Origin of the sequence: Muribacter muris (genome assembly GCF_001038205.1) — a bacterium.
Lineage (GTDB): Bacteria > Pseudomonadota > Gammaproteobacteria > Enterobacterales > Pasteurellaceae > Muribacter > Muribacter muris.
Genome location: NZ_JWIZ01000034.1, coordinates 1 through 26,387, shown reverse-complemented (window position 1 = coordinate 26,387; position 26,387 = coordinate 1). Strand labels below are relative to the sequence as shown.

General features: G+C 43.3%; 25 protein-coding genes, 2 pseudogenes and 2 riboswitches. Of the genes and pseudogenes, 19 read left to right on the top strand and 8 right to left on the bottom strand.

Annotation, left to right across the window (positions count from 1 at the left end; genetic code table 11):
• The 7 genes from RO21_RS06260 to RO21_RS06235 form a co-directional block, all read left to right on the top strand.
• On the top strand, window positions 1-681 hold a 681-nt coding region (locus RO21_RS06260), incomplete at its 5' end, for an RHS repeat-associated core domain-containing protein (RefSeq protein ID WP_206539768.1).
• Complete coding sequence (locus RO21_RS13205) at window positions 681-1,286, top strand: hypothetical protein (RefSeq protein WP_047976939.1); 606 nt, start codon at window positions 681-683, stop codon at window positions 1,284-1,286. The genes RO21_RS06260 and RO21_RS13205, both read left to right, overlap by 1 nt.
• Before the next feature lie 132 nt (window positions 1,287-1,418).
• Complete coding sequence (locus RO21_RS12295; protein WP_064774265.1) at window positions 1,419-2,177, top strand: RHS repeat-associated core domain-containing protein; 759 nt, start codon at window positions 1,419-1,421, stop codon at window positions 2,175-2,177.
• A gap of 9 nt (window positions 2,178-2,186) precedes the next feature.
• Window positions 2,187-2,708: a hypothetical protein gene (locus tag RO21_RS06245; RefSeq protein WP_047976938.1), complete on the top strand. Its 522-nt coding sequence runs from the start codon at window positions 2,187-2,189 to the stop codon at window positions 2,706-2,708.
• 295 nt (window positions 2,709-3,003) lie between these two features.
• Window positions 3,004-3,177, top strand: coding sequence for a hypothetical protein (locus tag RO21_RS12815; RefSeq protein ID WP_157019659.1), 174 nt, complete (start codon window positions 3,004-3,006; stop codon window positions 3,175-3,177).
• 182 nt (window positions 3,178-3,359) lie between these two features.
• Window positions 3,360-4,547 (top strand): tyrosine--tRNA ligase, encoded by a 1,188-nt coding sequence (tyrS, locus tag RO21_RS06240; RefSeq protein ID WP_420911988.1) that lies wholly within the window; start codon window positions 3,360-3,362, stop codon window positions 4,545-4,547.
• Between the two features lie 252 nt (window positions 4,548-4,799).
• The gene (locus RO21_RS06235; RefSeq protein ID WP_047976936.1) at window positions 4,800-6,191 is read left to right on the top strand and encodes an MATE family efflux transporter; all 1,392 of its coding nucleotides are present in this window, start codon (window positions 4,800-4,802) and stop codon (window positions 6,189-6,191) included.
• 158 nt (window positions 6,192-6,349) lie between these two features.
• On the opposite strand, the gene rpsO is transcribed toward RO21_RS06235, so the two are convergent.
• Together rpsO and RO21_RS06225 are read right to left on the bottom strand one after the other, a co-directional pair.
• The gene (rpsO, locus tag RO21_RS06230) at window positions 6,350-6,619 is read right to left on the bottom strand and encodes a 30S ribosomal protein S15 (protein WP_047976935.1); all 270 of its coding nucleotides are present in this window, start codon (window positions 6,617-6,619) and stop codon (window positions 6,350-6,352) included.
• A 117-nt stretch (window positions 6,620-6,736) separates the two neighbouring features.
• Window positions 6,737-8,053 carry a cation:proton antiporter gene (locus RO21_RS06225; protein WP_047976934.1) on the bottom strand — a complete coding sequence of 439 codons (1,317 nt, stop codon included), beginning with the start codon at window positions 8,051-8,053 and terminating at the stop codon, window positions 6,737-6,739.
• Window positions 8,054-8,261: 208 nt separating this feature from the next.
• Here RO21_RS06225 and RO21_RS06220 point away from each other — a divergent pair, with 208 nt between their 5' ends.
• The 3 genes from RO21_RS06220 (at window position 8,262) to RO21_RS06210 (ending at window position 11,965) form a co-directional block, all read left to right on the top strand.
• Window positions 8,262-10,142, top strand: a complete 1,881-nt coding sequence (locus RO21_RS06220; protein WP_047976933.1) for a SurA N-terminal domain-containing protein — start codon at window positions 8,262-8,264, stop codon at window positions 10,140-10,142.
• A 90-nt stretch (window positions 10,143-10,232) separates the two neighbouring features.
• Window positions 10,233-11,321, top strand: a complete 1,089-nt coding sequence (ribD, locus tag RO21_RS06215; protein ID WP_047976941.1) for a bifunctional diaminohydroxyphosphoribosylaminopyrimidine deaminase/5-amino-6-(5-phosphoribosylamino)uracil reductase RibD — start codon at window positions 10,233-10,235, stop codon at window positions 11,319-11,321.
• Window positions 11,321-11,965, top strand: a complete 645-nt coding sequence (locus tag RO21_RS06210; RefSeq protein WP_047976932.1) for a riboflavin synthase — start codon at window positions 11,321-11,323, stop codon at window positions 11,963-11,965. Before ribD ends, RO21_RS06210 begins: the two co-directional genes overlap by 1 nt.
• 88 nt (window positions 11,966-12,053) lie before the next feature.
• On the opposite strand, the gene RO21_RS06205 is transcribed toward RO21_RS06210, so the two are convergent.
• Window positions 12,054-13,688, bottom strand: a complete 1,635-nt coding sequence (locus tag RO21_RS06205; RefSeq protein WP_047976931.1) for a phosphoethanolamine transferase — start codon at window positions 13,686-13,688, stop codon at window positions 12,054-12,056.
• Between the two features lie 154 nt (window positions 13,689-13,842).
• Window positions 13,843-13,968, top strand: a riboswitch (FMN riboswitch).
• A 116-nt stretch (window positions 13,969-14,084) separates the two neighbouring features.
• Here RO21_RS06205 and RO21_RS06200 point away from each other — a divergent pair.
• Window positions 14,085-15,284, top strand: a complete 1,200-nt coding sequence (locus tag RO21_RS06200) for a bifunctional 3,4-dihydroxy-2-butanone-4-phosphate synthase/GTP cyclohydrolase II (RefSeq protein ID WP_047976930.1) — start codon at window positions 14,085-14,087, stop codon at window positions 15,282-15,284.
• A gap of 173 nt (window positions 15,285-15,457) precedes the next feature.
• A complete protein-coding gene (gene ribH / locus RO21_RS06195; RefSeq protein WP_047976940.1) occupies window positions 15,458-15,919 on the top strand; it encodes a 6,7-dimethyl-8-ribityllumazine synthase in 462 nt (153 codons plus the stop codon).
• Window positions 15,920-15,953: 34 nt separating this feature from the next.
• Here ribH and RO21_RS06190 read toward each other — a convergent pair whose 3' ends face one another.
• Complete coding sequence (locus RO21_RS06190) at window positions 15,954-17,021, bottom strand: PhoH family protein (protein ID WP_047976929.1); 1,068 nt, start codon at window positions 17,019-17,021, stop codon at window positions 15,954-15,956.
• A gap of 103 nt (window positions 17,022-17,124) precedes the next feature.
• Window positions 17,125-17,220: riboswitch (TPP riboswitch) on the top strand.
• 53 nt (window positions 17,221-17,273) lie between these two features.
• Between RO21_RS06190 and thiB the strand changes: the two genes are divergently transcribed.
• The gene (thiB, locus tag RO21_RS06185; RefSeq protein ID WP_047976928.1) at window positions 17,274-18,257 is read left to right on the top strand and encodes a thiamine ABC transporter substrate binding subunit; all 984 of its coding nucleotides are present in this window, start codon (window positions 17,274-17,276) and stop codon (window positions 18,255-18,257) included.
• A 54-nt stretch (window positions 18,258-18,311) separates the two neighbouring features.
• On the opposite strand, the gene RO21_RS06180 is transcribed toward thiB, so the two are convergent.
• From RO21_RS06180 to RO21_RS06170, 3 genes are read right to left on the bottom strand one after another with little or no spacing between them, the layout of a single operon-like run.
• Window positions 18,312-18,980 carry a DUF799 domain-containing protein gene (locus RO21_RS06180; RefSeq protein WP_047976927.1) on the bottom strand — a complete coding sequence of 223 codons (669 nt, stop codon included), beginning with the start codon at window positions 18,978-18,980 and terminating at the stop codon, window positions 18,312-18,314.
• The gene (locus RO21_RS06175; protein WP_047976926.1) at window positions 18,980-19,339 is read right to left on the bottom strand and encodes a DUF4810 domain-containing protein; all 360 of its coding nucleotides are present in this window, start codon (window positions 19,337-19,339) and stop codon (window positions 18,980-18,982) included. Before RO21_RS06175 ends, RO21_RS06180 begins: the two co-directional genes overlap by 1 nt.
• A 15-nt stretch (window positions 19,340-19,354) precedes the next feature.
• The gene (locus RO21_RS06170; protein ID WP_047976925.1) at window positions 19,355-20,020 is read right to left on the bottom strand and encodes a CsgG/HfaB family protein; all 666 of its coding nucleotides are present in this window, start codon (window positions 20,018-20,020) and stop codon (window positions 19,355-19,357) included.
• Window positions 20,021-20,187: 167 nt separating this feature from the next.
• Between RO21_RS06170 and RO21_RS06165 the strand changes: the two genes are divergently transcribed.
• From RO21_RS06165 to groL, 5 genes are all read left to right on the top strand, one after another.
• Window positions 20,188-21,162: an aminodeoxychorismate synthase component I gene (locus tag RO21_RS06165; RefSeq protein ID WP_047976924.1), complete on the top strand. Its 975-nt coding sequence runs from the start codon at window positions 20,188-20,190 to the stop codon at window positions 21,160-21,162.
• Entirely contained in the window at window positions 21,140-21,745 is a 606-nt protein-coding gene (locus RO21_RS06160) for an aminotransferase class IV family protein (protein WP_047976923.1), read from the top strand. Before RO21_RS06165 ends, RO21_RS06160 begins: the two co-directional genes overlap by 23 nt.
• 115 nt (window positions 21,746-21,860) lie before the next feature.
• Window positions 21,861-23,018: a recombinase RecA gene (gene recA, locus RO21_RS06155; protein ID WP_047976922.1), complete on the top strand. Its 1,158-nt coding sequence runs from the start codon at window positions 21,861-21,863 to the stop codon at window positions 23,016-23,018.
• A gap of 229 nt (window positions 23,019-23,247) precedes the next feature.
• Window positions 23,248-23,538 carry a co-chaperone GroES gene (locus RO21_RS06150; protein ID WP_047976921.1) on the top strand — a complete coding sequence of 97 codons (291 nt, stop codon included), beginning with the start codon at window positions 23,248-23,250 and terminating at the stop codon, window positions 23,536-23,538.
• Window positions 23,539-23,557: 19 nt separating this feature from the next.
• Window positions 23,558-25,201, top strand: a complete 1,644-nt coding sequence (gene groL, locus RO21_RS06145) for a chaperonin GroEL (RefSeq protein WP_047976920.1) — start codon at window positions 23,558-23,560, stop codon at window positions 25,199-25,201.
• 158 nt (window positions 25,202-25,359) lie between these two features.
• Here the strand turns inward: groL and RO21_RS13240 are convergent.
• A pseudogene (locus tag RO21_RS13240) lies at window positions 25,360-25,683 on the bottom strand (hypothetical protein); the annotation flags it as partial.
• A 221-nt stretch (window positions 25,684-25,904) separates the two neighbouring features.
• Between RO21_RS13240 and RO21_RS13690 the strand changes: the two are divergent.
• Window positions 25,905-26,164 (top strand): annotated as a pseudogene (locus tag RO21_RS13690) (AAA family ATPase); the annotation flags it as partial.
• Between the last annotated feature and the right edge of the window lie 223 nt (window positions 26,165-26,387).

Here is a 26,387-nt window from a genome sequence, read left to right as displayed (position 1 = left end):
CCGAACGGTAAGATTTTAGGGCTATTTACCCCCGAAGGTGAATTGGCGTGGAAAGCGGAGAAGCGGACTTTATGGGGTATCTGCTTTAATTGGTATCAGTTCAAATACCCTAACCCGCTTGACCCGGAGATGTTGTTTGCGGGGCAGTGGCTAGATAGTGAGAGCGGGTTAGCCTATAACCGCTTCCGCTATTACGACCCGGAAACGGGGAATTACCTGTGCTTAGACCCGATTGGTTTGTTAGGCGGCAATAATCCTTATCAATATACCTTGAATTCATATGATTGGATTGATCCGCTTGGATTGGTAGGCAATCCTGCAACGGCAACTCATATTACTTATCGTGGTTTTGATGTTAAAACGGGTAAATCTTATATTGGTTATGCGAGTAAGCAAGGATATTATATATCAAATGCTCAAAAAGTATTGGACTATCGTTATAATTCTAGCTTTGAGCGTTTTGGCGGTAAACATCCTGAGATATTATATAAAGGATATGGGCAAGAGGGTAAAGATATTGCAAGAGGGTTAGAACAACGCTATTTTGAACAAGCAGGAGGTTTAGGTAATACTGCTAATAAACAAAATCCGGTCGGGTTAAATAATAAAAGGCGAGATATTTATCTGGAGGCAGCAGATAAACATCTAAAAAATAACGGTAGAATATGTGGTAAAAAATAATGAATAGAGTAAGAAGTAAACAAGGTGATGTATTAGTGTATAAATTAAAAGAGAATTTATATACATTAACGCAACGTCTAGAGAGCCAAATTGTGCGTTTTTTTGATATAAAACGTAGCGATGATAACTGGGACGAACAAATAGATTTAAACCAAATTCCCATTTTATTTGAGGTCTTTGTGGTGACCAGCTATGTCGAAAAAAAATTTGCTGTAAAAAAATTAAAAAAAGCAATTCCATCAATAAAACCTTATGAACAATATTGGCTTAGAGCTTACAATATTTTTGATCCAAATTTTAATGGTATAAAAGAAAAAAATGTGTATGGTTTGGGGGGGAAGTTAATTGATTTGGGTAATAATTATTTTTCAGGCTGTGATGCACCCGTAGTCAAGCATCATCTTAATGTGAAAGACGATCGGGAAATATTGGAGAAATATGAATTAGATTGGGGATGGGGAGATGATGTTATTGATAGGCTTATCCGTTATTTTGAAACAGGTATTAACCGAGATGATATGAAATTTGAGGTTTTTCCCGATTTATGGGACGATCGAGAACAACTGCGTCCTTTGACTAGTCGATTAGCAGAGCCATTTCGATAAAAGTACAACGAGCGGGACGACAACACAACGACTAAATATATTTGGGACGGCGACCAACTTGCCCTTACGCAGATATTCAAGCAAGACAAACTGATTCACCAACGGCACAGCGTATTTCACGGCTGGGAGTTATTGGCGCAACAGGACAGTTACCAAGATAAGCACACCACCCACTACGCTGTCAGCCAACCGAACGGTAAGATTTTAGGGCTATTTACCCCCGAAGGCGAACTGGCGTGGAAGGCAGAAAAACGCACCCTTTGGGGAATTTGTTTTGATTGGTATCAGTTCAAATACCCGAACCCGCTTGACCCGGAGATGTTATTTGCGGGGCAGTGGCTAGACCAAGAATCAGGATTAGCTTATAACCGCTTCCGTTATTACGACCCGGAAACGGGGAATTATCTGTGTTTAGACCCGATTGGGCTAGCGGGTGGGGAAACGCCTTATTCCTATGTACATAACCCGTGGGATTGGGCCGATTTGTTTGGGCTGGCAGGGTGTCCTAAAAAGCTTAGGGATAATATGCTTAGGGCTAATGAAAAATTAGCTAAACAAAAAGGGTATTCTAATCGAGCTTGGCATAAAGAAAAAGGATCTGCAGCACACCATATTGTTGCGGAAAATGATCCTAGAGCTCAAATTGCTAGAGATATTTTAAGTAAACATAAAATTGATATTGATAGCGCTAGAAATGGTATTTTCTTAAAGCATATGAGTAAAAATTCAAAACAAGCAGGTGCTTATCACAGGGAAATACATACAAGTAAATATTATGAACACGTAAATAATGTCCTAAGAAGAGCAGATGCTATAGGAGGGAAACGGCATGTCAAAAATGCACTTAACAAGTTACGAGAAGATTTATTTTTAAATAGAAGTATTTATTAGGAGAAAATAATGAAGTTATTCCAATTGTCAGAACGATCACATGATGGTGAATATAAATTCTATACAACAGAAAATCTTGTTTCTTTTATGGATAAAAAATGCCAAGGTTTCGCCTCAGATATTACCATAAAACTTACCCTTTATGAAGGAAAGTCAAAGAAAGAAAGATCCAAACGTTCAGATTTCAATGTGTCAACATCATTACCTTATTTCTTTGTTAATGAGGAGATAAAGGCAGAAATGGAAAGAATTAAAATAAATGCTGAGTTTATTTTGGTAGATACAAACGACAATAGAAGGTTTTATTTGGTTTATCCATTAAATAATATAAGTATTATCAAATTTAAAAATAAAGATGACTTATTGAAGATGGTTTTAGATGGAAATTTTAGCTTTATTAAAGATATTGACTTAGAAGGTGTTTATTTATTTAAAGATCCAAATTTATTGACAGAAGCATTTTTTACTGAAGAATTTGTGAATCTTTTCAAAGATAAGTTCAAAGGAGGCTTATTTGAAGAATTAACTTAAATCCTCACTAGTGTATATGGCAAAACCAAACTAACCCGTGGGATTGGGGTGATCTTTTTGGGTTGAGTCCCTGTAAGAAAAACGCTGATATATTAAGATGAAGAAGGAATGACCTTTCAAAAAGATGGTGGAATGCTACTGGACGGCAGTATGGTGCAAGATCGAAAGAAGTTAGAGAATGGATGCGTGATCCTGATAATTATTATTTAGAACATTATTCAATTAACCGTTCACAAGGTGCAAAATTGGGTGAACGATATTTACCACCACTTAAATAAATGAGAGGAATATTATTATGTTATTAACATCAACAGAATTAGCTGAATTCATAGCTGAAATTGAAAAAGCTAATCTTTTAGAAATAGAAAAAGGCGATCTCAAAGAGGCATTATCTGTATATTTGATAATTATTTTGATATGGGAATTATGTAGAAGCCAAAAAATGGGCTTTAGAAGGTTTAAAAAATAACACTGCTCAAGAAGGAGCTTATCAACGAGGAAAAAGAGATTTTCGAGAGTATGATAAAAATTCTGAGGCGTTTTTTTTATTTCACCGATTTTCTTTATTTTTCCTGTTACCCTTTGCGCATCTAAGGGTTATAATGCCTGTCTTGTTAGATTTTTAGATTATAAATGTGAAGGATTCCGTTGATGCAGACTCTTGAAACTGTTCTCGCCGAACTGAAACGTGGAGTAGAAGATGTTTACTCCGAAGCCGATTTAATTGAAAAACTTAAAGAAAACCGTCCGTTGCGGGTGAAATTAGGCGCTGATCCGACTGCGCCCGATATTCACTTAGGGCATACGGTTGTCTTAAATAAATTGCGTCAGTTCCAAAATTTTGGTCACGAAGTGATTTTCTTGATCGGTGATTTTACTGCGACTGTGGGTGATCCGTCCGGTAAAAATACAACCCGCCCGCCGCTTTCCCGCGAAGATGTGCTGCGTAATGCGGAAACCTACAAAGAGCAGATTTTTAAAATTCTCGACCCGAACAAAACCCGTATCGTGTTTAACTCCGAGTGGTTGGGCGAGCTTGGTACGGTCGGAATGATCCGTTTGGCGTCTAACTATACGGTCGCTCGAATGTTAGAGCGGGACGATTTCAAAAAGCGTTTCGCCAATAACCAATCCATTGCGATCCACGAATTTATCTACCCATTATTGCAAGGGCACGATTCCGTTGCGTTAGAGGCGGATATTGAGTTGGGTGGCACAGATCAAACGTTCAATTTGTTGATTGGGCGTGAGCTGCAAAAATCTGCCGGACAAAAACCGCAAGTGGCAATGACTCTGCCGTTATTAGTTGGTTTAGACGGCGAGAAAAAAATGTCGAAGTCTCTCGGCAACTACATTGGCGTAACCGAAGCGCCGTCCGAAATGTTCGGCAAAATTATGTCGATTTCCGATGAATTGATGTGGGATTGGTATAATTTGCTCTCTTTCCGCCCGCTTGCTGAAATTGCCCAATTAAAAGCGGACGTGGCAAACGGTAAAAACCCGCGGGACGTTAAAATTCTGCTCGCCAAAGAAATCATTGCCCGTTTCCACAGTGAAGCTGATGCGGATGCGGCGGAGCAAGCCTTTATCAACCGTTTCCAAAAAGGCGCACTGCCGGACGAGATACCGGAATTTACTTTTGAAGGCGAAATCGGCTTGGCAAATTTATTGAAAGAAGCGGGCTTGGTCAGCTCGACATCAGAAGCGATCCGTGCTGCACAGCAAGGCGGGGTAAAAATTGACGGTGTGAAAATTGACGATGTGAAGCAAAATGCCGAAAAAGGCACATTTGTTTACCAAGTCGGTAAACGTAAATTTGCCCGTATCACCTTAAACTAATATTCTCTTGCCCTTGCAAGCGGTCGTTTAAGCACAGATTTTTGCGATATTTATCGTCTTACTTATTGCTAGAACGCCACGTTCGTCATCTGTTTCATTTCCGTTTGAAATGATGTGATTTTTGACGGATGCTGATGTGGTGTTCTGCACCCTTTAATTATCCGTTTTGGTTTGTGTGCGACATTATTTTGCAAAAAATATGTTTTAACCGACCGCTTGTTTCCTTTTTCCAACCAGAGTATTGAGGTTTTTATGCAATCACATTGGCACGCCTATCCCGAAAATGCAAAGCGCTTATTTAAACTTTCTCTGCCGATTTTTGTCTCGCAGTTGGCGGCATCGGGAATGGGGCTGGCGGACATCATTATGGCAGGCTTAGTCAGCGATAATGATGTGTCGGCGATTGCCGTGAGTAACTCAATCTATTTTCCACTGTTTCTGTTGGTGCTGGGCATTCTCAATGCAATTACGCCGACCGTTTCCTATTTAAACGGCTCAAACCAGCGTCCCTTAATCGCCCACCAAATTCGCCAAGGGGTGTGGATCGTATTGAGTTTGAGCGTGCCGCTGATTTTTATTTACCTCAACAGCCACCTGATTTTAGATTTTATGCAAACGCCGGCGGCATTTTCACAAAAATCACAGGACTATTTATTTGCGCTCAGTTTCGGGGTCATTCCGGCGTTATTGGCGGTTAATTTACGTTGTATGAATGACGGGCTGTCTAATCCCAAACCGGCGATGCTGATTACCTTTTTCGGTTTACTGCTCAATATTCCGCTGAATTATCTCTTTATTTTCGGGCATTTCGGGCTGCCGGCATTAGGGGCGGTCGGCTGCGGAGTGGCAACGGCGATTGTGAACTGGGTAATGTTCCTGATGATTTTGCATTACTGCCGCACGAATAAGTCGCAAAAAGACATTAAATTATTTGAGAAATGGATCGAAAAACCGTGCAAAGACACGCTGGTGAAACTGTTCAAACTCGGCACGCCGATCGGTTTTGCCCTGTTTACCGAAGTGATGTTGTTCGCTGCGTCTTCACTGATTATTTCGCCTTTAGGAGCGCAAGTCGTGGCGAGCCACCAAGTAGCACTACAAACCAGCTCGCTGTTTTTTATGATCCCGCTTTCCTTTAGTATTGCTACAACGATTATGATCGGGCAAACCCTGGGGCAGCAACAAGCGGAGCAGGCGAAATGGCTCAGCTATCACGCCATTTTTAGCTGTACTGCGATTGCGCTCTTGATGGCGTTGATTATCTTTCTGCTGAAAGATCTGATCCCGTATGCCTTCACCAGCGACCCGACTTCCGTGGCGATTGCGTCCGGTTTATTGGTGTTTGCTGCGATTTATCAAATTCCCGACTCCATACAAGCGGTCTGTAACGGGATTTTACGCGGCTACAAATACACCAAGCCCATTTTATTGGTTACCATCGTCTGCTACTGGCTGGTAGGAATGCCACTCGGTACGATCTTAGCCCGCACGGATTGGCTGACCGACCCAATGGCTGCCGCCGGTTTTTGGCTGGTCTTCTGTTTGTGCCTTAGCCTTGCCGCCGGACTGTTTTTCCGCTATATGCGAAAAATCCAAGCAATGCCGAGTGAGCAGTTATTAGCACGATTAGAGGCGATTAAGTAAGTCGCAAGCGGTCTGTTTCAGAGGAAATTTTGCACACTTGATACTATTTCTGTTGTACAATCGGCATAACATCAAAGCATTGAGCTATTGGCGGCGTTTTACAAATTATCGGCATAAAAAAACCGAGCCTGATGCTCGGTTTTCGATTAAAACAGAAATTAGCGACGTAAACCTAAACGTGCGATAGTGTCTGAATATTTAGCCAGATCAGTACGTTTGAGGTAGTCTAATAATTTACGACGGCGTGAAACCATACGTAATAAACCACGGCGACCGTGGTGATCTTTTTTATGTTGAGCAAAGTGCGCTTGTAAGTGGTTGATTTGAGCGGTTAAAAGTGCGATTTGCACTTCTGAAGAACCGGTATCTTTTGCATCACGACCAAATTCAGCCACGATTTTTGCTTTTGCTTCTACGCTTAGAGACATTGTTTACTCCTAAAAAGTGGGTTTAAATTCATCAATAGCCGATCTCTAATTCAGCTATGACACGAAGTCGCCTATTCTAAAAAGAAAGGCATTGAAAAGCAATGCCTTCGTTAAAATTTAGTGCTGATGCGGTGGGTTGGTCGGTTGTAAATACGCTTCACGATTCGGATCAACCGTTTTGGATTTGCGGATTAACGGTTCGACCGTTGAGCCTTGTACTAAAATCGAGAACATTACTACTGAATAGGTCATCACCAGAATTAACTCTTTCACATCAATCCCGTTGGCAAATGCCGTTTTCGCCGGAATAGACAGCGCCATTGCTAACGCTAAGCCGCCCCGCAAACCGCCCCACGTCATAATGCGTAGCGTATAGGGGTTGTAGGTTCTAAACTGTTGCAATGCTTTAAACGGTAGCCATAGGCTGACATAGCGGGACACCAAGCAAATCGGCACGGCGATAATCATCATTACAATGCCGTAAATATTAAAATCAACCAATAAAATCGCAAAACCGATCAGGAAGAACAGCAGTGAATTGAGGAAGTGGTCGATCATCTCCCAGAAGTGATCCAAATAACGTTGGCTTTGCTCGGAAAAGCCCGAACGGCGTGTCCAGTTGCCAATCATAATCCCCGAAACCACCATTGCCAACGCCCCTGAAATATGCAACACATTATTGGCGAACATAAAACCGGCGGTTGGAATTGTGAGGGTTAATAGAATTTCCAAGCTCCCGTCATCGGTACTGGAAATCAAAATATGGGCGATAAAGCCCAGCACAAACCCAAATAAAATCCCGCCGATGGCTTCGTGCAGGAACAAGCTGAGAATACCGCTAAAAGTGGCTTCTTGCCCGCCGAAGGCCACGGCAAAAACGGTAACGAAAATAACCAAACCCACGCCGTCATTAAACAGCGACTCCCCTTCTACCTGCATTGACAGACGTTTTGGCGCACGCAAATTTTTAATGATGGCTAATACCGCAATCGGGTCGGTAGGGGAAATCAATGCCCCGAAGACGATGCAGTAAATTAAGTCAATTTGTAAGCCGATCAGATTAGCGATCGCATAAATTGCCCCGCCGATAATCAAGGTGGAGGCGAGAGTGGAGAACAGGGCAAAAATGGTGATTTCCCATTTTTGATCTTTTAACACTGGTAATTTTATGCCGAGAGAGCCGGCAAACAAGAGAAAGCCTAAGATCCCGTTTAATAAGAAACTTTTGAAATCAATTTGCTCCATTACTTCGGTGGCGATTTTATCCAAATTGAACCAGCCCAGTGCGCCAAGCAGTAGCAGTAACATTGAGCCAACCATTGCCGCTGCGGTAATGGCAATGGTCGATTGCACTTTCGCACTGATTTTGCTGGTGACAAAGCCGAGTAAAATCGACAAGGCGGAGAGAAAGCAGATATAAGCGTAAATACCCATACGGTATCCCTATTTTGTGTTGAGAAAAGATAATTGAATTGGGCGCAAATTAAACCAAATTTCCGCCTAAATTGCAAAGTCGAAAGTGAACGTATTGACAAACACGCGGTCAATTTCGCACTGCATATTGCAAAATTCAAATTTGAGCATTTGCCACTTTGTCAGTATAATCGGCACAATTTTTTAGCTTAATCTTAGGAACACAACAATGATTGAAAAAATGCACGACAAGACGAACGGGCCTGTGTTTAAGGTGATTTTCGCCTTGGTTTCGTTGTCTTTCGTTTTGGGCGGCATCGGTGGTACATTGATGGCAACGGATACCTCCGCCGTGAAAGTCAATGAGGAAGAAATCTCCCAACAACAGTTTAATAATGCCAAAAGCCTCCAACAAAATATTTTAAATCAACAACTTGGTGAAAAGTTTTGGGATTCAATGGATAATCCGCTCTATGCCAAACAATTCCACGACAGCATTATTAACGGATTAGTAGATGATGAATTGCTCCGCCAATACGCCCAAGAGCTTAAATTGGGCATCAGTGCCGAGCAAATCAAAGCGGAAATTGTGAACAGTCCGGCTTTCCAACAAGACGGCAAGTTCAACAACGCACTCTATCAACAAAACCTGCGTAATAACGGCATCACAGCGGACGGCTATGCAGCGATTGTCGGGCAGGGAATGTTGTTCTCACAAATTCAAGAAGGCATTTTAGGATCACACTTTAGCGTTCCGGCGCAACAAGCGTTATTGGCTAAATTATTACTGCAAAAACGCCAAGTGCGGTTAGCCACCTTCCCGATTCAAGATGAAGTGGCAAAACAATCTGCGACGGGGCAAGAGCTACAAACCTACTATGAAGCGAATAAAAACGTCTTTATCAATCCCGAAAAACTGACCGTTGAATATGTAACGCTCTCACCGGCGGATTTAGCCGCAAAAATGAAGGTGAGTGATGCACAAATTGAGGATTACTATCATCGCCACAAAGCGCAGTTTGGCGTACAGGGTGAATCACACATCGCCCACATTCAAGTGGCGGACGAAGCCACGGCAAATAGTGTGATGCAAGCGGTCAATAACGGCGAAGACTTTGCAACATTAGCGAAAACATACTCACAGGATAAAATTTCTGCCGCTCAAGGGGGCGATTTAGGTTGGGCAAAAACCGGCACATTCCCAAAAGCCTTTGAAGATGCGGCGGCTGCTTTGCAAATCGGACAGGTCGGTCAACCGGTTAAAGTGGACGGCAATTTCCATATTATCAAAGTGTTAGAACGCAAAGACGAAAGCAACATACCGCTTGAACAAGTCAAAAATCAGATCGAAACGGCAATTCGTAACGATGCTGTCCTGACCGATTATGCCAACGCCGTGCATGAAATGACTAATACCGCTTTTGAAAATAGCGGTTCGCTCGAAAAAGTTGCCGAGGCAGCGGGCGTATCCTTACATAAAACCGAATCCTTTACCCGTGAAAATGTGCCGGAGGCACTGCAACACGATGCCGCCATTAAAGCGCTCTTTAGTGGCGATTTAAAACAGAGCGGGCAGAACTCTGAAGCGATTGAAATCGGCGATCACGCCAACCCGAAAACCTTGTTTGTGCGGGTAACCGATTACCAAGCTGAGCAGCCGCAAACCTTTGAACAAGCCAAACAAGCGGTTGAAAATGCCGTAAAATTTGAAAAAGCGGAAAAAGCATTACTGGCAAAAGCACAAGACAATGTGAAAGCCTTGCAAGCCGGTGAAACCCCGTCCCTTGCCTTTGCCGCCCCGCGTGAATTGGTGTTTGCTAGTGCGCAACAACAAGAACCAGTACTTGCCCGAACAGTGTTTCAAATGGCAAAACCAACGGATAAAGCCACATACCACACGGCACGCAATGTTCACGGTGATGTGATTGTGATCGCATTGGATAAAGTAACAGACGGCGACGTTGCAGAGTTTACACCGTACGCCGCACAATTTGCCCAAGTCGATCAACAAGTGCTGCGTCAAGATTTTCTGCAAGACTTGCGTGAGCGGGCAAAAATTGAGGTCAATCCGGATTTCATCAAACAGTTAGAAGGCGATAACCAGCCGTAATGCAATGACAGACAGGGACGCAATGTGTCCCTGTATTGTGTTAAAAAACAGACCGAACCGACTGCTTGTTTTCATTTTTCAATTATTCCAATGACAGACGCTGATTTTATGCAACGTGCCATCGCCCTTGCCGAGCAAGGACGGGGCTGGACGAACCCGAACCCGTTGGTTGGGTGTGTTATCGTGCAACAGGGCAACATTGTTGCCGAAGGTTATCACGCCCGTTACGGCGACTGGCACGCCGAGCGAAACGCAATTTTAAATTGCCGGCAGGATCTCAACGGCGCAACGCTGTATGTTACCCTTGAACCCTGCTGTCATCACGGACGCACGCCGCCGTGCAGTGATTTAATCATTGAAAGCGGGATTAAAAAAGTGGTGATCGGCTCGCGTGATCCTAATCCGCTGGTGGCGGGTAAAGGGGCGGCACAACTGCGTCAAGCAGGTATTGAGGTGGTGGAAGATGTGCTACGCGATGAATGCGATCGGCTTAACCCGATCTTTTTTCATTATATTCAAACCAAACGCCCTTATGTTCTGATGAAATATGCGATGACCGCAGACGGCAAAATTGCCACCGCAAGCGGTGAATCCAAATGGATTACGGGCGAAGCGGCGAGGGAGAACGTACAACGTACCCGCCACCAATACAGTGCAATTATGGTCGGGGTTGGCACGGTATTGGCAGATAATCCGATGCTTAACAGCCGAATCCCGAATGGGAAACAACCGGTACGCATTGTGTGCGACAGCCAACTGCGTACACCGTTGGAGTGTCAGATCGTGCAAACGGCACATCAATACCGCACCATTATTGCCACGCTCAATCAAGATCTTGACCGCCACGCCGAATATCGTCAATTTGGAGTGGAAATCTTGACCGTTGCCGCACAAAACAAGCGGGTCGATTTAGCCGATCTTTTGCAAAAAATCGGACAACTTGGGATCGACAGTGTACTACTGGAAGGCGGCTCGCAGCTCAATTTCAGTGCCTTGCGTGCCGGCGTGGTGAATCGGGTGCATTGTTACCTTGCGCCGAAGTTAATCGGCGGTATGCAAGCGAAAACGCCGATCGGCGGAGAGGGAATCGCTTCGTTGGCAGCGGCGGTCAAGCTTGGCTCACCGCAAATTAGCCTACACGGCGAGGATATTTTATTAGATTTTGAGGTTATCCACTGATGTTTACAGGCATTATTGAGGAAGTCGGCAAGGTTGCCAAAATCCATAAGCAAGGCGAATTTGCCGTGCTGACCATCACCGGAAGTAAAATTTTTAGCGATATGCAGCTTGGCGACAGTATTGCGGTAAACGGTGTTTGCTTAACCGTTACCGAGTTTGGCAGCCACCATTTTTGTGCCGATGTGATGTCGGAAACCCTTAACCGTACCGCACTTGGCGAATTGCAGCCGAATAGTCCGGTTAATTTAGAGCGGGCAATGGCGGCAAACGGACGCTTCGGCGGGCATATTGTGTCGGGGCATATTGACGGCACAGGTGAGATTATCAGCATTACGCCGGCAGATAATGCGGTGTGGTATCGGATCAAGGCCAAACCGGCGTTGATGCGTTATATTATCGAAAAAGGCTCTATTACGATTGACGGCATCAGTTTAACCGTGGTTGATTGCGATGAGGGCAGTTTCCGTGTTTCTATTATTCCCCATACCCTTGCACACACGACCCTCGGTACGAAAAAGATTGGCAGTCGGGTTAATTTGGAAAACGATATCATCGGGAAATATGTGGAGAAATTATTGCACTCGCCGAATAACCAACCCAATAGCTGCTTAAGCGAAGATTTTTTGAAAGCCGCAGGTTTTTGACCGCATTGTTATCCCAGCGACACCGTGAAATGCGAGTGAATGGTTATTAACCAAACAAAATAAAGGGGCGTGTTATGCCCCTTTTCAGTTACCTCTTTTTGCACTGCCCGACAATATCCATTTCCGCTCGGTAACTGGTGTTGCGGGTTTCCATATCCATAATCCCATAAATTGTGCTGTAAAAATTATCGTGTGAATAGGGCTTTGTCCGTGCATTTTGCGTTAAACAATTAAAATCAATGCCCTCATTTTGCCACCATCTTGAGTTAAACCACATCACCATCGGCACTTTGGTTTGCACTTCAGGGGCAATCGAGCGGGGTGTGCTGTGCAGATAAATCCCTTTTTCACCTAAGGATTCACCGTGGTCGGAGAGATAAATTACACTTCCCTCTACATCATCTCGATATTCCAACCGCTGAATGACTTTATCAATAAATTGATCGATATAGATAATACTGTTGTCATAAGTATTGACCAGCTCTGCCTTGGTGCAGCGGTTGATTTCATTGGTATCGCAGGTTGGCGAGAAGTAGCGAAACTCAGGGCTGTAGCGTTCATAATAGGTTGGGCCGTGGCTGCCCATCGTATGCAGGACGACCACAATATCCTTACCGGTTCTCTCATTTTCTGCCAATACCCGATCCAGTTCCGGCAGCAGAATATTATCCAAACACTCACCATTGCGGCAAAATTCAGGCAAGTTGAGGGCGGTAACATCTTTATAAGGGACACGATCACAAACCCCCTTGCAGCCGGTGTCATTATCCAACCAGACCACCTCCACGCCGCTGCGTTGTAAAATATCCAAAATAGTATCGGATTTTTCCGCTTTTAGTGCATCGTAGTTCGCTCTATCCATATTGGAAAAGAGACAAGGCACGGAGCCGGCGGTAAACGTATCGCAGCTTTCCACATTGCGGAAATTGATAATTTGATCGCCTCGCTTAGCCAGCAACGGCGTTGTTTGACGAGAGTAGCCGTTTAATCCCCAATTTTGCGCTCGGGTCGTTTCTCCCATTACGATGACGGTAATGTGGCGGTAGCTATCGGGTTTCGCTTGTGCCGCATTCTGATCAATTTGTTGATGAGGCGTGTTGTTGCGTAACCAACGTTTATATTTGCTGATACCGGCACCGATAAAATTAGAGGGGACAATCAAAGCGGTAATCGTCTTATTATTGCGGGAAAAGGAGGCATAATCCTGATAAAACAGAGTGCCGATGCCGACCAACACCAGCGCAGAGAGCATAATTGCCGCAAACCGATAGGCAATTTCTTTCAACCAAGGACGGTAATGCACCTTGACTGAAAGATAGAGCAACGCCGGTATGCCGCCGAATAGCCCGACCCACAAAACAAACGGCAACGTGATAAGGCGGGAGCTTTCCGCCAATGTCGTCTGCATCACATTAGTGAGCATATCTCGCGTAAAATACACATCAAAGAAAAGTGCGTTATAGCTGATTGTCGCACTAATGATTAGCAGCAACGGCATCACAATTTTATGCAGCCACGGTAGTGCCAGCAGTTGAAAACAAGCGTTTAGCACAAAAAAGACAAACAGCGGCACTGTCAATAGAAAAGCATCTTGGGCGGAAAAGGTGAGTGGCTGAAGGCTGAGTATTTTGGCATAAAACGGATAGTTCAATACCAAGGCAAAATAGAGCGAAACCAAACCGATTAAGCTGGTGGAAGAGAGGCGAAAGCGTAAAAACGTCATTAAAATTAGTCTCTAGGTGAATATTATTGCACCGATTAGAGATAGCCGCTCTCTTAAAAGTTCGGCTTCATTTTGTCAATTTTCCCCCTCAAACGACCGCTTGCATTTTTATACTTGACATCAACGGCGGATTTACGCAGAATTTCCCCCAATTTTTAATCTTCAGGGCAGGGTGAAATTCCCGACCGGCAGTGATAGTCTGCGAGCTTTGGCACAACCGAAGCAGGATTTGGTGAAATTCCAAAACCGACAGTAAAAGTCTGGATGGGAGAAGAGTAAGACACACTTAAACTCGATTTAAGTGTGATATTTTACGCTTTTTAGACGCTCTGGCAGATTGTTCAGGGCGTTTTTTATGCTCGCTTTCTGCCCCATTGCCATTAACAAGGAAAATCAATGTTTCAATTTTCAACTGTCGAGCAGGCTTTGGACGCATTGCGTCAAGGCAAAATCATTTTAGTCAGCGATGACGAAGATCGGGAAAACGAAGGCGATTTCATTTGTGCCGCCGAATTTGCCACACCGGACAATATCAATTTTATGGCGAAATACGGCAAGGGCCTGATCTGTATGCCGATTTCCCAAGCCATTGCGGAAAAACTGGATTTGCCGCAAATGGTGGCACATAACACCGATAATCACGAAACGGCGTTTACCGTTTCCATCGATCACATTGACACCGGCACCGGCATTTCGGCGTTTGAGCGTTCCCTCACGGCGATGAAATTGGTCGAAGAGCAGGCAAAACCGAGTGATTTTCGCCGTCCGGGACATATGTTCCCACTGTTAGCCAAACAAGGGGGCGTATTGGTACGCAACGGACACACGGAAGCAACGGTCGATTTAATGCGACTTGCCGGCTTAAAGCAGGCGGGGCTATGCTGTGAAATTATGGCGGAGGACGGCACAATGATGAAAATGGCGGATCTGCAAGCCTTCTCTACAGCCCACCAAATGCCGTTTATCACCATTCAACAATTACAAGATTACCGCAGAGCGAAAGACGGTTTGGTTGAACCGGTTTCCGTGGTGAAAATGCCGACCAAATACGGCGAGTTTACTGCTCACAGTTTTGTGGAAACGATCAGCGGCAAAGAGCATATTGCACTGGTGAAAGGTGAGATCGGCGATGGTGAAAATGTCCTGTGCCGCATTCACTCGGAATGTTTGACCGGCGATGCGTTCGGCTCTCAACGCTGCGATTGCGGGCAACAATTTGCCGCCGCAATGCAGCAGATTGAGCAGGAAGGGCGCGGCGTGTTACTCTATCTCCGCCAAGAAGGGCGGGGTATCGGCTTAATCAACAAACTGCGTGCTTATGAATTGCAGGATCAAGGAATGGATACAGTAGAGGCGAATTTGGCGCTAGGTTTTGGCGATGACGAGCGGGAATACCATATCGGCGCACAAATGTTCCGTAGCCTTGGGGTTAAAACCATTCGCCTACTCACCAATAATCCGGCAAAAATCGAGGGATTACAACAGGTCGGGTTGAATATTGCTGCCCGAGAGCCGATCCAAGTCGAACCGACCGAACACGATTTGGACTATCTCAAGGTCAAGCAGCATAAAATGCGGCATTTACTGAACGTCTAATTTGAGAAGACTTTGGCGGTATATGCCTCCGTTGCAAAATCAGATAGTTGAGGGGCAGGCAGTGCCTCTACTTATGATGCAATCGCTATATGATGTCGGACTTTTGCAAACAAGCAAGCGTTAGCGACCGCTTGCAAAGACAAGATTTACTTTTATTGAATAAGGATACCAAAATGGCAAAAATCAGCGGTAATTTAGTGGCGACAGGCTTAAAATTCGGCATTGTCTGCGCCCGTTTCAACGATTTTATCAACGACAAATTATTATCCGGCGCAGTAGATGCGTTGGTTCGCCACGGTGCAAACGAAGCCGATATTGACACCGCTTGGGTGCCGGGAGCGTTTGAAATCCCGCTGGTTGCCAAAAAAATGGCACAAAGCGGCAAATATGATGCGGTGATTTGCTTAGGTACGGTCATTCGCGGCTCAACCACTCACTACGATTATGTCTGTAACGAAGCGGCAAAAGGCATCGGCGCGGTGAGCTTAGAGACAGGCGTGCCGGTGATGTTTGGGGTTTTAACCACCGAAAATATTGAGCAAGCGATTGAACGTGCAGGCACAAAAGCGGGCAACAAAGGCGCAGAATGTGCCTTAGGCGCAATCGAAATGGTGAATGTGCTTAAAGCACTGTAAACAGAAAACGGCGTGATGTGATCACGCCGTTGTGTTATAAACTCTCCGCCTGTGCGAGAATTTTTTCTTGCTCTAACGCCAGTTTTTCCAAACGGCGGTTTTCTCGGCGGATTTCATCTTCCGCCTCCCACGCATCATAGGCTTGCACGATCTTCGCTACGATCGGGTGGCGTACAATATCTTGGCTGTCAAAATAATTGAAGCTGACATCTTCTACTTTGCTCAATACCTCAATAGCGTGTTTCAGTCCCGATTTTTGCGAGCGAGGCAGATCGACCTGCGTAATATCGCCGGTGATTACCGCTTTGGAATTAAAGCCGATACGGGTCAAAAACATTTTCATCTGCTCAATCGTGGTATTTTGACTTTCGTCTAAAATAATAAACGCATCGTTTAATGTTCGCCCGCGCATATAGGCAAGGGGCGCAATTTCAATCACATTGCGTTCCATCAATTTTTGCGCCCGTTCAAAGCCCAGCATTTCAAACAGTGCATCGTACAACGGGCGTAAATAGGGTTCAATTTTCTGCCCCAGATCCCCTGGTAAGAAGCCTAGTTTTTCGCCCGCCTCAACCGCAGGTCGTGTTAGCAGAATGCGGCGGATTTCTTGACGTTCTAGTGATTCCACCGCTGCGGCGACCGCCAAAAAGGTTTTGCCTGTGCCAGCTGGCCCAATACCAAAACTAATGTCGTGGCGTAAAATATTGCGTAAATAGGCTTGCTGATGCTCGCCTCTCGGTTTAATCACCCCCCGTTTGGTTTTGATTGCGATATCATACGCCGTTGAAGTGTTGGCAGATTGCAACATTAAGCGACTTTCTTGAATGGCAAGATGCACATCTTCAAGATCTAACTCTTTTACTTTGCCTTTTAGAGGGGCGGTTTCGTTGTAGAGTTGTTGTAGCAGCTTGGCAACCTTTTGTAAAAGTTGGGGGGAATGGTCGGTTTCAGGTTGTGGCTGTAAGGTGAGCGTAAAAGCGTTGCGGGCGATACAGAGGTTAAAACTTTTTTCGATAAGGGCTAAATTCTCATCAAAAGCGCCGCAAAAGGCTTGGAGTCGGATGTTATCCTGCGGTTCAAGGGTAATAATCAGTTCGTTCAAATCGTGATCCTTTTTACAAGCGGTCGTTAGACCGACAAAATCGACAAATGAAAAATTTGCGATATTTTAAGCGATTTTCCGCTTTCTTTATAGTAGAATGCGAAAGTTCTCATTGGGGTGCGTGATATATCACGCTGAGAAATACCCATAGAACCTGATCTGACTAATATCAGCGTAGGGATTTGAGACAGACAATTTCGCCGTATTCTGTTTTAGATCCTTCTATTTATCTCCGTTTTAGAAGGAACACTTATGAAACTTACCAAAATTTTGCCACTTTCCGGCCTTTTTCTTGCCCTATCCGCCTTTGCCAATTCCCCAACATTGACGGTTTATACTTACGATTCATTCACATCGGAATGGGGGCCTGCGCCTAAATTAGAACAAATGTTTGAACAACAATGCGGTTGCGATGTGAAATTTATGCCCTTTGAAGACGGGGTTACAATGTTCAACCGCATTCGTTTAGAAGGGAACAAAACCAAAGCGGACGTTATGCTGGGGATTGATAATTTTGTGATGCTGGAAGCCGAAAAAACGGGGCTATTTATTGCGCATCAACTGGATACAAGCTCGCTTGACCTCAAACAACCGTGGGCGAACAGCACCTTTATTCCTTACGATTTCGGCGAGTACGCTTTTATCTACCATAAACAGAAATTGGCTAATCCGCCGAAAACCTTGAAAGAATTGGTAGAAAGACAGGACTTACGCGTGATTTATCAAGATCCCCGCACCAGTACTGTAGGACGTGGTTTACTGTTTTGGGTTAATCAAGTTTATGGCGACAAGGCTGAAACCGCGTGGCAAAGCCTTGCAAAACATACGGTAACGGTTGGAAAAGGTTGGTCGGAAACTTACGGTGCGTTTTTAAAAGGGGAAGCGGATTTAGTGTTAAGTTATGCGACTTCGCCGCTCTATCACCAATGGCACGAGAAAAGCCAAGATTATGTCGCCTTAAATTTTGAGGAAGGGCATTTAGTGCAAACGGAAGTCGCTGCCATTACCAAAGCGAGCAAGCAGCCTGCATTGGCACGGCAATTTTTGGCTTTCTTACACCAACCGGAAGCCCAAAAAGTGATTTCCTACCATAATGTGATGAAGCCGGTGGTGAGCAGCCAAGCCGATCCGCTCTTTCAAACCCTGCCTAATTACACCCAAATTGAATTTCATCAGCCCGAAACTGATACGGTCAAACAATGGTTAGCCACTTGGCAGAAAGCGGTGAGCAAATAAGCAATCAAAAAATCGGTAGTATTTAACTACCGATTTTAAGTAAAATTAAAACCTTTACTTAGTCTTATTTAACTGAGGATCTCTGCCGTAATTAGGATGATACGGGCCATAAAGAATGTTAGGGGATTGACCTGTACGGAGTAAATTCCAGCTGGCAAAACCGGCAACGTCATAGCTTTTATCATTAATATGATTCATCACTTGGCTTACCGCAGCCTTAATTAGACTTCCTAGCAAACCGCTGTTATTATCACTGCTATCAACACTGGCATAGCCTTTACCTGTCCATAAGGTTTTGCCTGTTTTAGTATCAACCAATTTAGCATTCATTGACACTCTCGTTACACTGTTAATAATTTGGTAGCTCACGCCGTAATTTTCAACATCAATGTATAAAACCGCATCAGCGCCAAAGATACTTTTGATTTTATCCAATTTGACATTATGAATGTCTTGAGCTTGTGTTAATCCATTATACTTAAAGGTTTCATATACCAATGCTGACGGAAAAACATAATAACCCGCCTCTGCAAGAGGGGCGGTAATATTTGACAGCACGGCAGCACCTGCTTTAACTTCCGTGGTTTGATCCGTTGGCATTAAAACAAGCACTGAACGCGGTTTACTTTCCTGTAATGCACTGTAATCGTAAGGTGTTTTTGAACCACAGGCGGCAAGTAAAACTGCAGAGAGAGATAATGCAAGCAATTTAAACAGTTTCATTATTTTTTCACTCCTTTTACCCCATTTGTGAGCAGAAATTGAATATACTGTTTTGATTCGGGAAATAGTTGCGTTTCTTTAGTAAAAGCTTCTTTTGCTTTTGAAACATTACCAATTTGATTATAAAGCAAACCAATTTGTGCATATAACCCGGGTGGCGTTTTACCTTCACCTTTAGCAACCATTTGTTCCAACGATTGCAATTGCTCTTGCGGATTACCCTCTTGTAGTAATGTTTGATAAACAGATTGACTATAATCGCTATCCCAGTGATAAATAGAGTGTTTTTCACTGCGTGTACCACAAGCCGTTAAACCCATTATGCAAACAATCATTGCAAGTTTTTTATTGATAATCATAATTTACCTCAATGATTAGTTAGCCGGTTGCCATCTACCCGATTCAATACCGTTTACCAAATTATTGACCGCTTCGCGAATGGCTAAATCCAGCACTTTACCATTTAAAGTTGAATCATAGCCGGCAGTACCGCCAAAACCGACAATTTCACGATTAGACAGGCTATATTCCCCTGCACCTTGAACGGAATAGACGATTTCAGATGTTTGAGCATTGACAATATTTAGCGTAACTTTTGCGTAAGCAATCTGCTCTTTACCTTTTCCTAAGATACCGAATAATTGATGATCACCAACTACTTTACGACCAAATTCCGTTACATCACCGGTAACAACATAATTTGCACCTTTCAGATTTTGCTTCTTACCCTTAATTTTTGCTTCTGCCGCTGTTTCAGCTAAATTAGTACGATCCAAAACACTAAAACGCCCCGTTTGTTGTAAATGAGCCATTAAGATCGTCTTTGATTGATTACCAAGCTGATCTTCACCGCTTGCAAAGATACCGTTATTGTAACTGGATTTATTATCAAATTTGCCAACGGAAATCGGTGCTTTGACCCCTGAATAGGTTGTGTTATAGCTTGCGACTTTAGGCGTTTCCACAACCCGATTACCTTCAGTTGCGCATCCGGATAAAAATAAGCCGGTGCAAAGTGCCATAATTAGAGATTTTTTCATAGTGTTTACCTATATTTATGAATGAAATACTTGGAAAAATATTGTAGTCTAAAGATAGAAAATGTAAAGATTCTAAATAAACAGAATCTCTCTTCTTGGCTATTGTAATCTCCCTAGAATTGAATTATAACTAGCGCTCCAGTGCTTTTATTACTATTCAATGAATAATGCAAACATTTATCCATACCGCCAACCAATTCGGTCAAGCCAAACGCCCGTTTTTCTTTTTGATTGATTTTGAACAGCAAAAGCCTTTAATTCTGCCCCTTGAAAACACAAAAACAAGCGGTCTGTTTTTCGATTTTTTTTGCAAAAAAACCGAACCTCATAGGCATAGAAATATAGATAAAACGTTTGAATTTAGCTTTTCGCCAATGCCGTTTGCTGAGTATCAAAAAGGCTTTGAGCGGGTAAAAAATGAAATTCAAAAAGGCAATAGCTATTTATTGAATTTAACTTATCCGACCAAAATTGAAACCAATTATAGTTTGGCAGAATTATATATTGCCAGCCAAGCAAAATATAAATGTTATTTAGAGGATCACTTTGTTTGCTTTTCGCCGGAATGTTTTATTCGGATTGAGAATAATAAAATCTATTCTTATCCGATGAAAGGGACAATAAATGCCAATGAACAAAATGCTAAAGAAACATTATTAAATTCTGAAAAAGAATTAAGCGAACATAATACTATTGTCGATTTAATTCGTAATGATCTTGCCCTTGTTTCACACAATATTCAAGTGTCAAAATACCGTTATCTTGAGAAAGTGGAAACACACCGTGGCGCGATTTATCAAACCAGTTCCGAAATCTGCGGGCAATTAAACGAAAATTGGCAGGCAGAAATCGGCACAATGCTTGCTAAACTGTTGCCGGCAGGCTCAATCAGCGGTGCGCCGAAGCAGAAGACTGTGGAGATTATTCAACAGGCAGAAGGGCAAACAAGGGGTTACTATACCGGTATTTTTGGCTATTTTGACGGTGAATCCTTAGAAAGTGCGGTGGCTATTCGTTATATTGAACAAAAAGATCAACAGCTCTATTTTCGTAGCGGTGGCGGCATTACCATATCAAGCGAGTTAAGCGCAGAATATAATGAAATTTTGGAAAAAATTTATGTGCCAATATCCTCTATTTGAAACGATCGCAATTATTGATGGCGTTGTTCAAAATATTTATTATCATCAAAAACGTTATGAACAGGCAATGCGATTGTATTTTAACACAGAAAATACGGTTAATTTAGCGGATATTATTCATATTCCAATATCTTATCAGACAGGAATAGTAAGGTGTAAAATCAGCTACAATGCAAGCTCATATTATATTGAGTTTTTTCCTTATCTGAAAAGAGAGATAGATTATTTTCGTTGTGTACAACTTAATGACGCAGAATATACATTTAAATATACCGATCGGCAATTATTCGAACAATTTCTGAAAAAAAGCGGGGAAGAACTTATTTTTATAAAAAACGGCTTTATTAGTGATTGTACTATCGGCAATCTTCTATTTTTAAAAAACGGTATTTGGCACAGCCCGGCACACTATTTATTAAAAGGAACGCAGCTAAGCCAACTAATTGATAAAAAACAGGTTATTCTGACGGAGATTACTCAACATAATTTGTACGACTATCAGCAGATAATGATGATCAATGCGCTTAATCCTTTTGATCCGAAACGTGCAATACCGATTAACAAAAACACAATACGATGTTAAGCCATACTGATCAAAAATTTTAGAAAAAGACTTGAAACTGTATGGTTAAACAGTATAATAATTTACAGTTTTTAGGCATACATTAACACCGCCTTCATCACATAAGGAAACGATTATGGCAGAGAAGAAACCCTCTAAAGCGACTGCAGTTGTAAAACAGGTTGATCCGGAAAATAAAGAAAAAGCCCTTGCTGCCGCACTGGCACAAATCGAAAAACAGTTTGGTAAAGGGTCGATTATGACACTCGGTCAAAGCCAACACCTTGATATCGAATCCATTTCAACAGGATCTTTAGGGTTGGATTTGGCACTGGGTATTGGCGGCTTGCCAATGGGAAGAATTGTGGAAATTTACGGTCCGGAGTCGTCCGGTAAAACCACACTGACCCTTTCCACCATTGCGCAGGCACAAAAAGCGGGAAAAACCTGTGCCTTTATTGATGCCGAGCACGCCCTTGACCCGATTTATGCCCGTAAACTAGGGGTGAATACCGATGAGTTATTGATTTCTCAACCGGATAACGGAGAGCAAGCATTGGAAATTTGTGATGCGTTAGTCCGCTCCGGTGCGGTCGATGTGATTATCGTGGACTCTGTGGCAGCGCTGACACCGAAAGCCGAAATTGAAGGCGATATGGGTGATTCCCATATGGGCTTGCAGGCACGTTTGATGTCCCAAGCCTTGCGTAAATTAACGGCAAATATCAAAAATACGAACTGTTTGGTTGTCTTTATTAACCAAATCCGAATGAAAATCGGCGTGATGTTCGGTAATCCGGAAACGACTACGGGCGGAAATGCGCTGAAATTCTATTCCTCGGTGCGCTTAGATATCCGCCGTGCCGGTGTAGTGAAAAACGGCGATGAAATTATCGGCAACCAAACGAAAGTGAAAGTGGTTAAAAATAAAGTTGCCCCGCCGTTCCGTGAAGTCCAATTTGATATTATGTACGGTGAAGGGATCTCCAGAATGAGTGAATTATTGATTCTTGCGGAAGCCCACGGTTTCATCAAGAAATCCGGTGCGTGGTTCTCTTTCGATGGCGAGAAAATCGGGCAGGGCAAAAATAATGCGATCAAATGGCTCAGCGATAACAGTGAAATTGCGGTTAAACTGGAACAAGATATTCGAGAATTGCTTGCGAACAATCCTGAAAAAGCACTGATTTTAGAGACATCTAAAAAGAGCAAAAATAAGAAAGATAAAGATGATGAGATTGAGTTCGATGATAATGATGTAGAAAACGATGTTTTCAGCGAAGAAGAACTGTAATTTCAACCATTAAAATAAAGGCTATTAAACGGAAGTGCCGATTTAATAGCCTTTATTGTTAGACAAATCAGCTTTAGGCTTTTGCAAGCGGTCGATTTCGCTGAAAAATTTGCAAAAATATGCTTTATCCCCTTGAAATCAGCCGAGAGAACTCCAAATAGGGTGGCGTCGTGTCATTTTTCAAAGCCGATGACACAGAATGTTAAATTCACTTAAGAGGAAAAATGCAATGAAAATTCGTCCATTACACGACAAAGTTATCTTAAAGCGTGAAGAAGTGGAAACCAAATCCGCCGGCGGTATCGTTTTAACCGGTTCAGCGGCAACTAAATCTACCCGTGGCAAAGTGTTAGCGGTCGGGCACGGTCGCATTTTAGAAAACGGCACGGTGCACCCGATGCACGTTAAAGTCGGTGATGTGGTTATTTTTAATGAAGGCTATGGCGTAAAAACAGAAAAAATTGACGGCGAAGAAGTGTTAATTTTATCTGAAAACGATATTTTAGCGATTGTTGAATAAGATTGGAGAGGAAGAGAAAATGGCAGCAAAAGATGTAAAATTCGGTAATGATGCACGCATTAAAATGTTAAACGGTGTAAATGTATTAGCCGATGCAGTAAAAGTTACGTTAGGTCCAAAAGGACGCAATGTTGTATTAGATAAGGCGTTTGGCGCACCGACCATCACGAAAGACGGCGTATCCGTTGCCCGTGAAATTGAATTGGAAGATAAATTCGAGAATATGGGCGCACAAATGGTAAAAGAGGTTGCCTCTAAAGCCAACGATGCAGCGGGAGACGGTACAACAACCGCCACTGTTCTTGCACAAGCGATTGTGAATGAAGGCTTAAAAGCTGTTGCCGCCGGTATGAACCCAATGGATTTAAAACGTGGGATCGATAAAGCGGTTACCGCAGTTGTGGAAGAATTAAAAGCTCTCTCTAAACCTTGTGAAACCTCAAAAGAAATTGAGCAAGTCGGTACAATCTCGGCAAATAGCGACAGTGTTGTCGGTAAATTGATTGCACAAGCAATGGATAAAGTGGGTAAAGAAGGCGTGATCACCGTTGAAGACGGCACAGGCTTAGAAGATGCTTTAGATGTTGTAGAAGGTATGCAGTTCGATCGTGGCTATTTATCCCCTTACTTCATCAATAAACCGGAAGCGGGTACGGTTGAATTAGATAATCCGTATATTTTATTGGTAGATAAAAAAGTATCCAATATCCGCGAACTTTTACCGGTATTGGAAGCTGTCGCAAAAGCGGGCAAACCGTTGTTAATTATCGCTGAAGATATTGAAGGCGAAGCGTTAGCCACCCTCGTGGTTAATACAATGCGTGGTATCGTAAAAGTGGCGGCAGTGAAAGCACCGGGCTTTGGAGATCGCCGTAAAGCAATGCTTCAAGATATTGCGATTTTAACTGCTGGTACGGTTATTTCCGAAGAGATCGGTATGGAGCTTGAAAAAGCAACATTGGAAGAACTCGGTCAGGCAAAACGCGTTGTCATCAGCAAAGATAACACCACTATCATTGATGGTGTAGGTGATGAAGCGCAAATTAAAGGTCGCGTTGCACAAATCCGCCAACAAATTGAAGATTCAACCTCAGATTACGATAAAGAAAAACTGCAAGAGCGTGTTGCGAAACTTGCAGGTGGTGTCGCTGTGATTAAAGTCGGTGCGGCAACTGAAGTTGAAATGAAAGAGAAAAAAGACCGTGTTGACGATGCACTACACGCAACACGTGCAGCTGTTGAAGAAGGCGTGGTAGCCGGTGGCGGTGTTGCACTAGTGCGTGCGGCAAATAAAGTGGCAGCAACCTTAAAAGGCGATAACGAAGAGCAAAATGTAGGGATTAAACTTGCCCTTCGTGCAATGGAAGCACCATTGCGTCAAATCGTAACCAATGCCGGTGAAGAGGCGTCCGTTGTAGCTCGCAATGTTAAAGATGGCAACGGCAACTATGGTTATAACGCCGCAACCGAACAGTATGGCGATATGCTCGAAATGGGGATTTTAGATCCGACTAAAGTAACCCGCTCTGCATTACAATTTGCTGCTTCTATCGCAGGTTTAATGATTACAACCGAATGTATGATCACTGATCTGCCGAAAGAAGAAAAAGCCGACCTAGGCGCTGGAATGGGCGGTATGGGTGGAATGGGCGGTATGATGTAATCCCACCTTAACCCAAAAGTGCGATGAACACAATAGGGCTAAGCTCTTAGGAGCTTAGCCCTTATCAATGCTCTTCAAAAATTAAACTACAAAGCTCATCCAAAAGTGATCCACTTATTTATACTAAATTAATTACAGTGTTTAAACTGAGCCCGTTTGCTAAACAGTAACCAACTTGCCAAAAAAATTTAAGTCTTCGTAACCATTGAAATGGTTGATTTTATTGATAATTTCAGCTTTTAAATCCTCATTTAACCGCTTATTTTTTGGTACAATACCGTCAACTGTTTGATAGATTTCTTGGCTAAGTCGATTTATATCTTTGGAGTGTTTCAGCCGTTCAGCATAACTGTCAAAATCGTTATAAATCACCCGTGCCAATAACTTTTTACGCTTTGCCGTATGCGAAAGTAAACCCTCCCGCAGAACACATCAATAATCGTCCAGCCTTCGCCGTTACCTTCGATATTTTCATCCGGCACCGCTTCAAAATGTTTGGGAAATTAACCAATAAAGAGTTAAGCAATTCTATTCAAGACAGGCGGTCAATACCTCATTTTCCTTGTAAAAGAGAGATTTGTAACGCAGTTAGAAGCAGAGCGGTATGCATTAAGTGTACAGATGTTGCAGATTACGACCACCCACTCAATGGAAATTCAATCAGCAAACGATCGCATTACTGTGGCTATTCGCTCAGCAGAACGAGGGGTTTAGTACCGCCGATATTCGTTATGTGCGGGAAGCGTTATTCCAAACTGCAAAATTTGGTAGGTTTATGGCAGTGGTGCAGGCAAATCGCCCCTACGATGTGATTTAATCGACCGTATTAACGGTGAAAATGTACCGATTAACGTGATTGAGCTGTATATCATCGCAATGGAAGATAACAATATAAAAGGCAAAACGCTGAAAGAGGCACATATTGCCGAAGCAATTATCTCACCCCTTTCCCCGCTTGAGAATCGGACGACATTAAAACTGCCGCTGAAATCACACGGGTATTTGTTCGAGATTATCAGTAAGTGGAAGCCGGTCGAGGCGTTGCAATGTTCTACCCCAAACCGACCTCTTATCCAATCTAAAACGACTGGTGCAGTGAAGGAGGCACTTGAGTGGAGCAACAATGGCTAAAGCAGACCCTAGGGCAAGGGATGGCAATGTTGCTGGTGTTACGGCTGAAAAATGC

Bases quoted from the DNA above. Each gene is read 5' to 3' on its own strand.
- RO21_RS13205 (WP_047976939.1), top strand. From the start codon at position 681: ATGAATAGAGTAAGAAGTAAACAAGGTGATGTATTAGTGTATAAATTA.
- RO21_RS06245 (WP_047976938.1), top strand. From the start codon at position 2,187: ATGAAGTTATTCCAATTGTCAGAACGATCACATGATGGTGAATATAAA.
- RO21_RS12815 (WP_157019659.1), top strand. From the start codon at position 3,004: ATGTTATTAACATCAACAGAATTAGCTGAATTCATAGCTGAAATTGAA.
- tyrS (WP_420911988.1), top strand. From the start codon at position 3,360: ATGCAGACTCTTGAAACTGTTCTCGCCGAACTGAAACGTGGAGTAGAA.
- RO21_RS06235 (WP_047976936.1), top strand. From the start codon at position 4,800: ATGCAATCACATTGGCACGCCTATCCCGAAAATGCAAAGCGCTTATTT.
- rpsO (WP_047976935.1), bottom strand. From the start codon at position 6,619: ATGTCTCTAAGCGTAGAAGCAAAAGCAAAAATCGTGGCTGAATTTGGT.
- RO21_RS06225 (WP_047976934.1), bottom strand. From the start codon at position 8,053: ATGGGTATTTACGCTTATATCTGCTTTCTCTCCGCCTTGTCGATTTTA.
- RO21_RS06220 (WP_047976933.1), top strand. From the start codon at position 8,262: ATGATTGAAAAAATGCACGACAAGACGAACGGGCCTGTGTTTAAGGTG.
- ribD (WP_047976941.1), top strand. From the start codon at position 10,233: ATGACAGACGCTGATTTTATGCAACGTGCCATCGCCCTTGCCGAGCAA.
- RO21_RS06210 (WP_047976932.1), top strand. From the start codon at position 11,321: ATGTTTACAGGCATTATTGAGGAAGTCGGCAAGGTTGCCAAAATCCAT.
- RO21_RS06205 (WP_047976931.1), bottom strand. From the start codon at position 13,688: ATGACGTTTTTACGCTTTCGCCTCTCTTCCACCAGCTTAATCGGTTTG.
- RO21_RS06200 (WP_047976930.1), top strand. From the start codon at position 14,085: ATGTTTCAATTTTCAACTGTCGAGCAGGCTTTGGACGCATTGCGTCAA.
- ribH (WP_047976940.1), top strand. From the start codon at position 15,458: ATGGCAAAAATCAGCGGTAATTTAGTGGCGACAGGCTTAAAATTCGGC.
- thiB (WP_047976928.1), top strand. From the start codon at position 17,274: ATGAAACTTACCAAAATTTTGCCACTTTCCGGCCTTTTTCTTGCCCTA.
- RO21_RS06180 (WP_047976927.1), bottom strand. From the start codon at position 18,980: ATGAAACTGTTTAAATTGCTTGCATTATCTCTCTCTGCAGTTTTACTT.
- RO21_RS06175 (WP_047976926.1), bottom strand. From the start codon at position 19,339: ATGATTATCAATAAAAAACTTGCAATGATTGTTTGCATAATGGGTTTA.
- RO21_RS06170 (WP_047976925.1), bottom strand. From the start codon at position 20,020: ATGAAAAAATCTCTAATTATGGCACTTTGCACCGGCTTATTTTTATCC.
- RO21_RS06165 (WP_047976924.1), top strand. From the start codon at position 20,188: ATGCAAACATTTATCCATACCGCCAACCAATTCGGTCAAGCCAAACGC.
- RO21_RS06160 (WP_047976923.1), top strand. From the start codon at position 21,140: ATGTGCCAATATCCTCTATTTGAAACGATCGCAATTATTGATGGCGTT.
- recA (WP_047976922.1), top strand. From the start codon at position 21,861: ATGGCAGAGAAGAAACCCTCTAAAGCGACTGCAGTTGTAAAACAGGTT.
- RO21_RS06150 (WP_047976921.1), top strand. From the start codon at position 23,248: ATGAAAATTCGTCCATTACACGACAAAGTTATCTTAAAGCGTGAAGAA.
- groL (WP_047976920.1), top strand. From the start codon at position 23,558: ATGGCAGCAAAAGATGTAAAATTCGGTAATGATGCACGCATTAAAATG.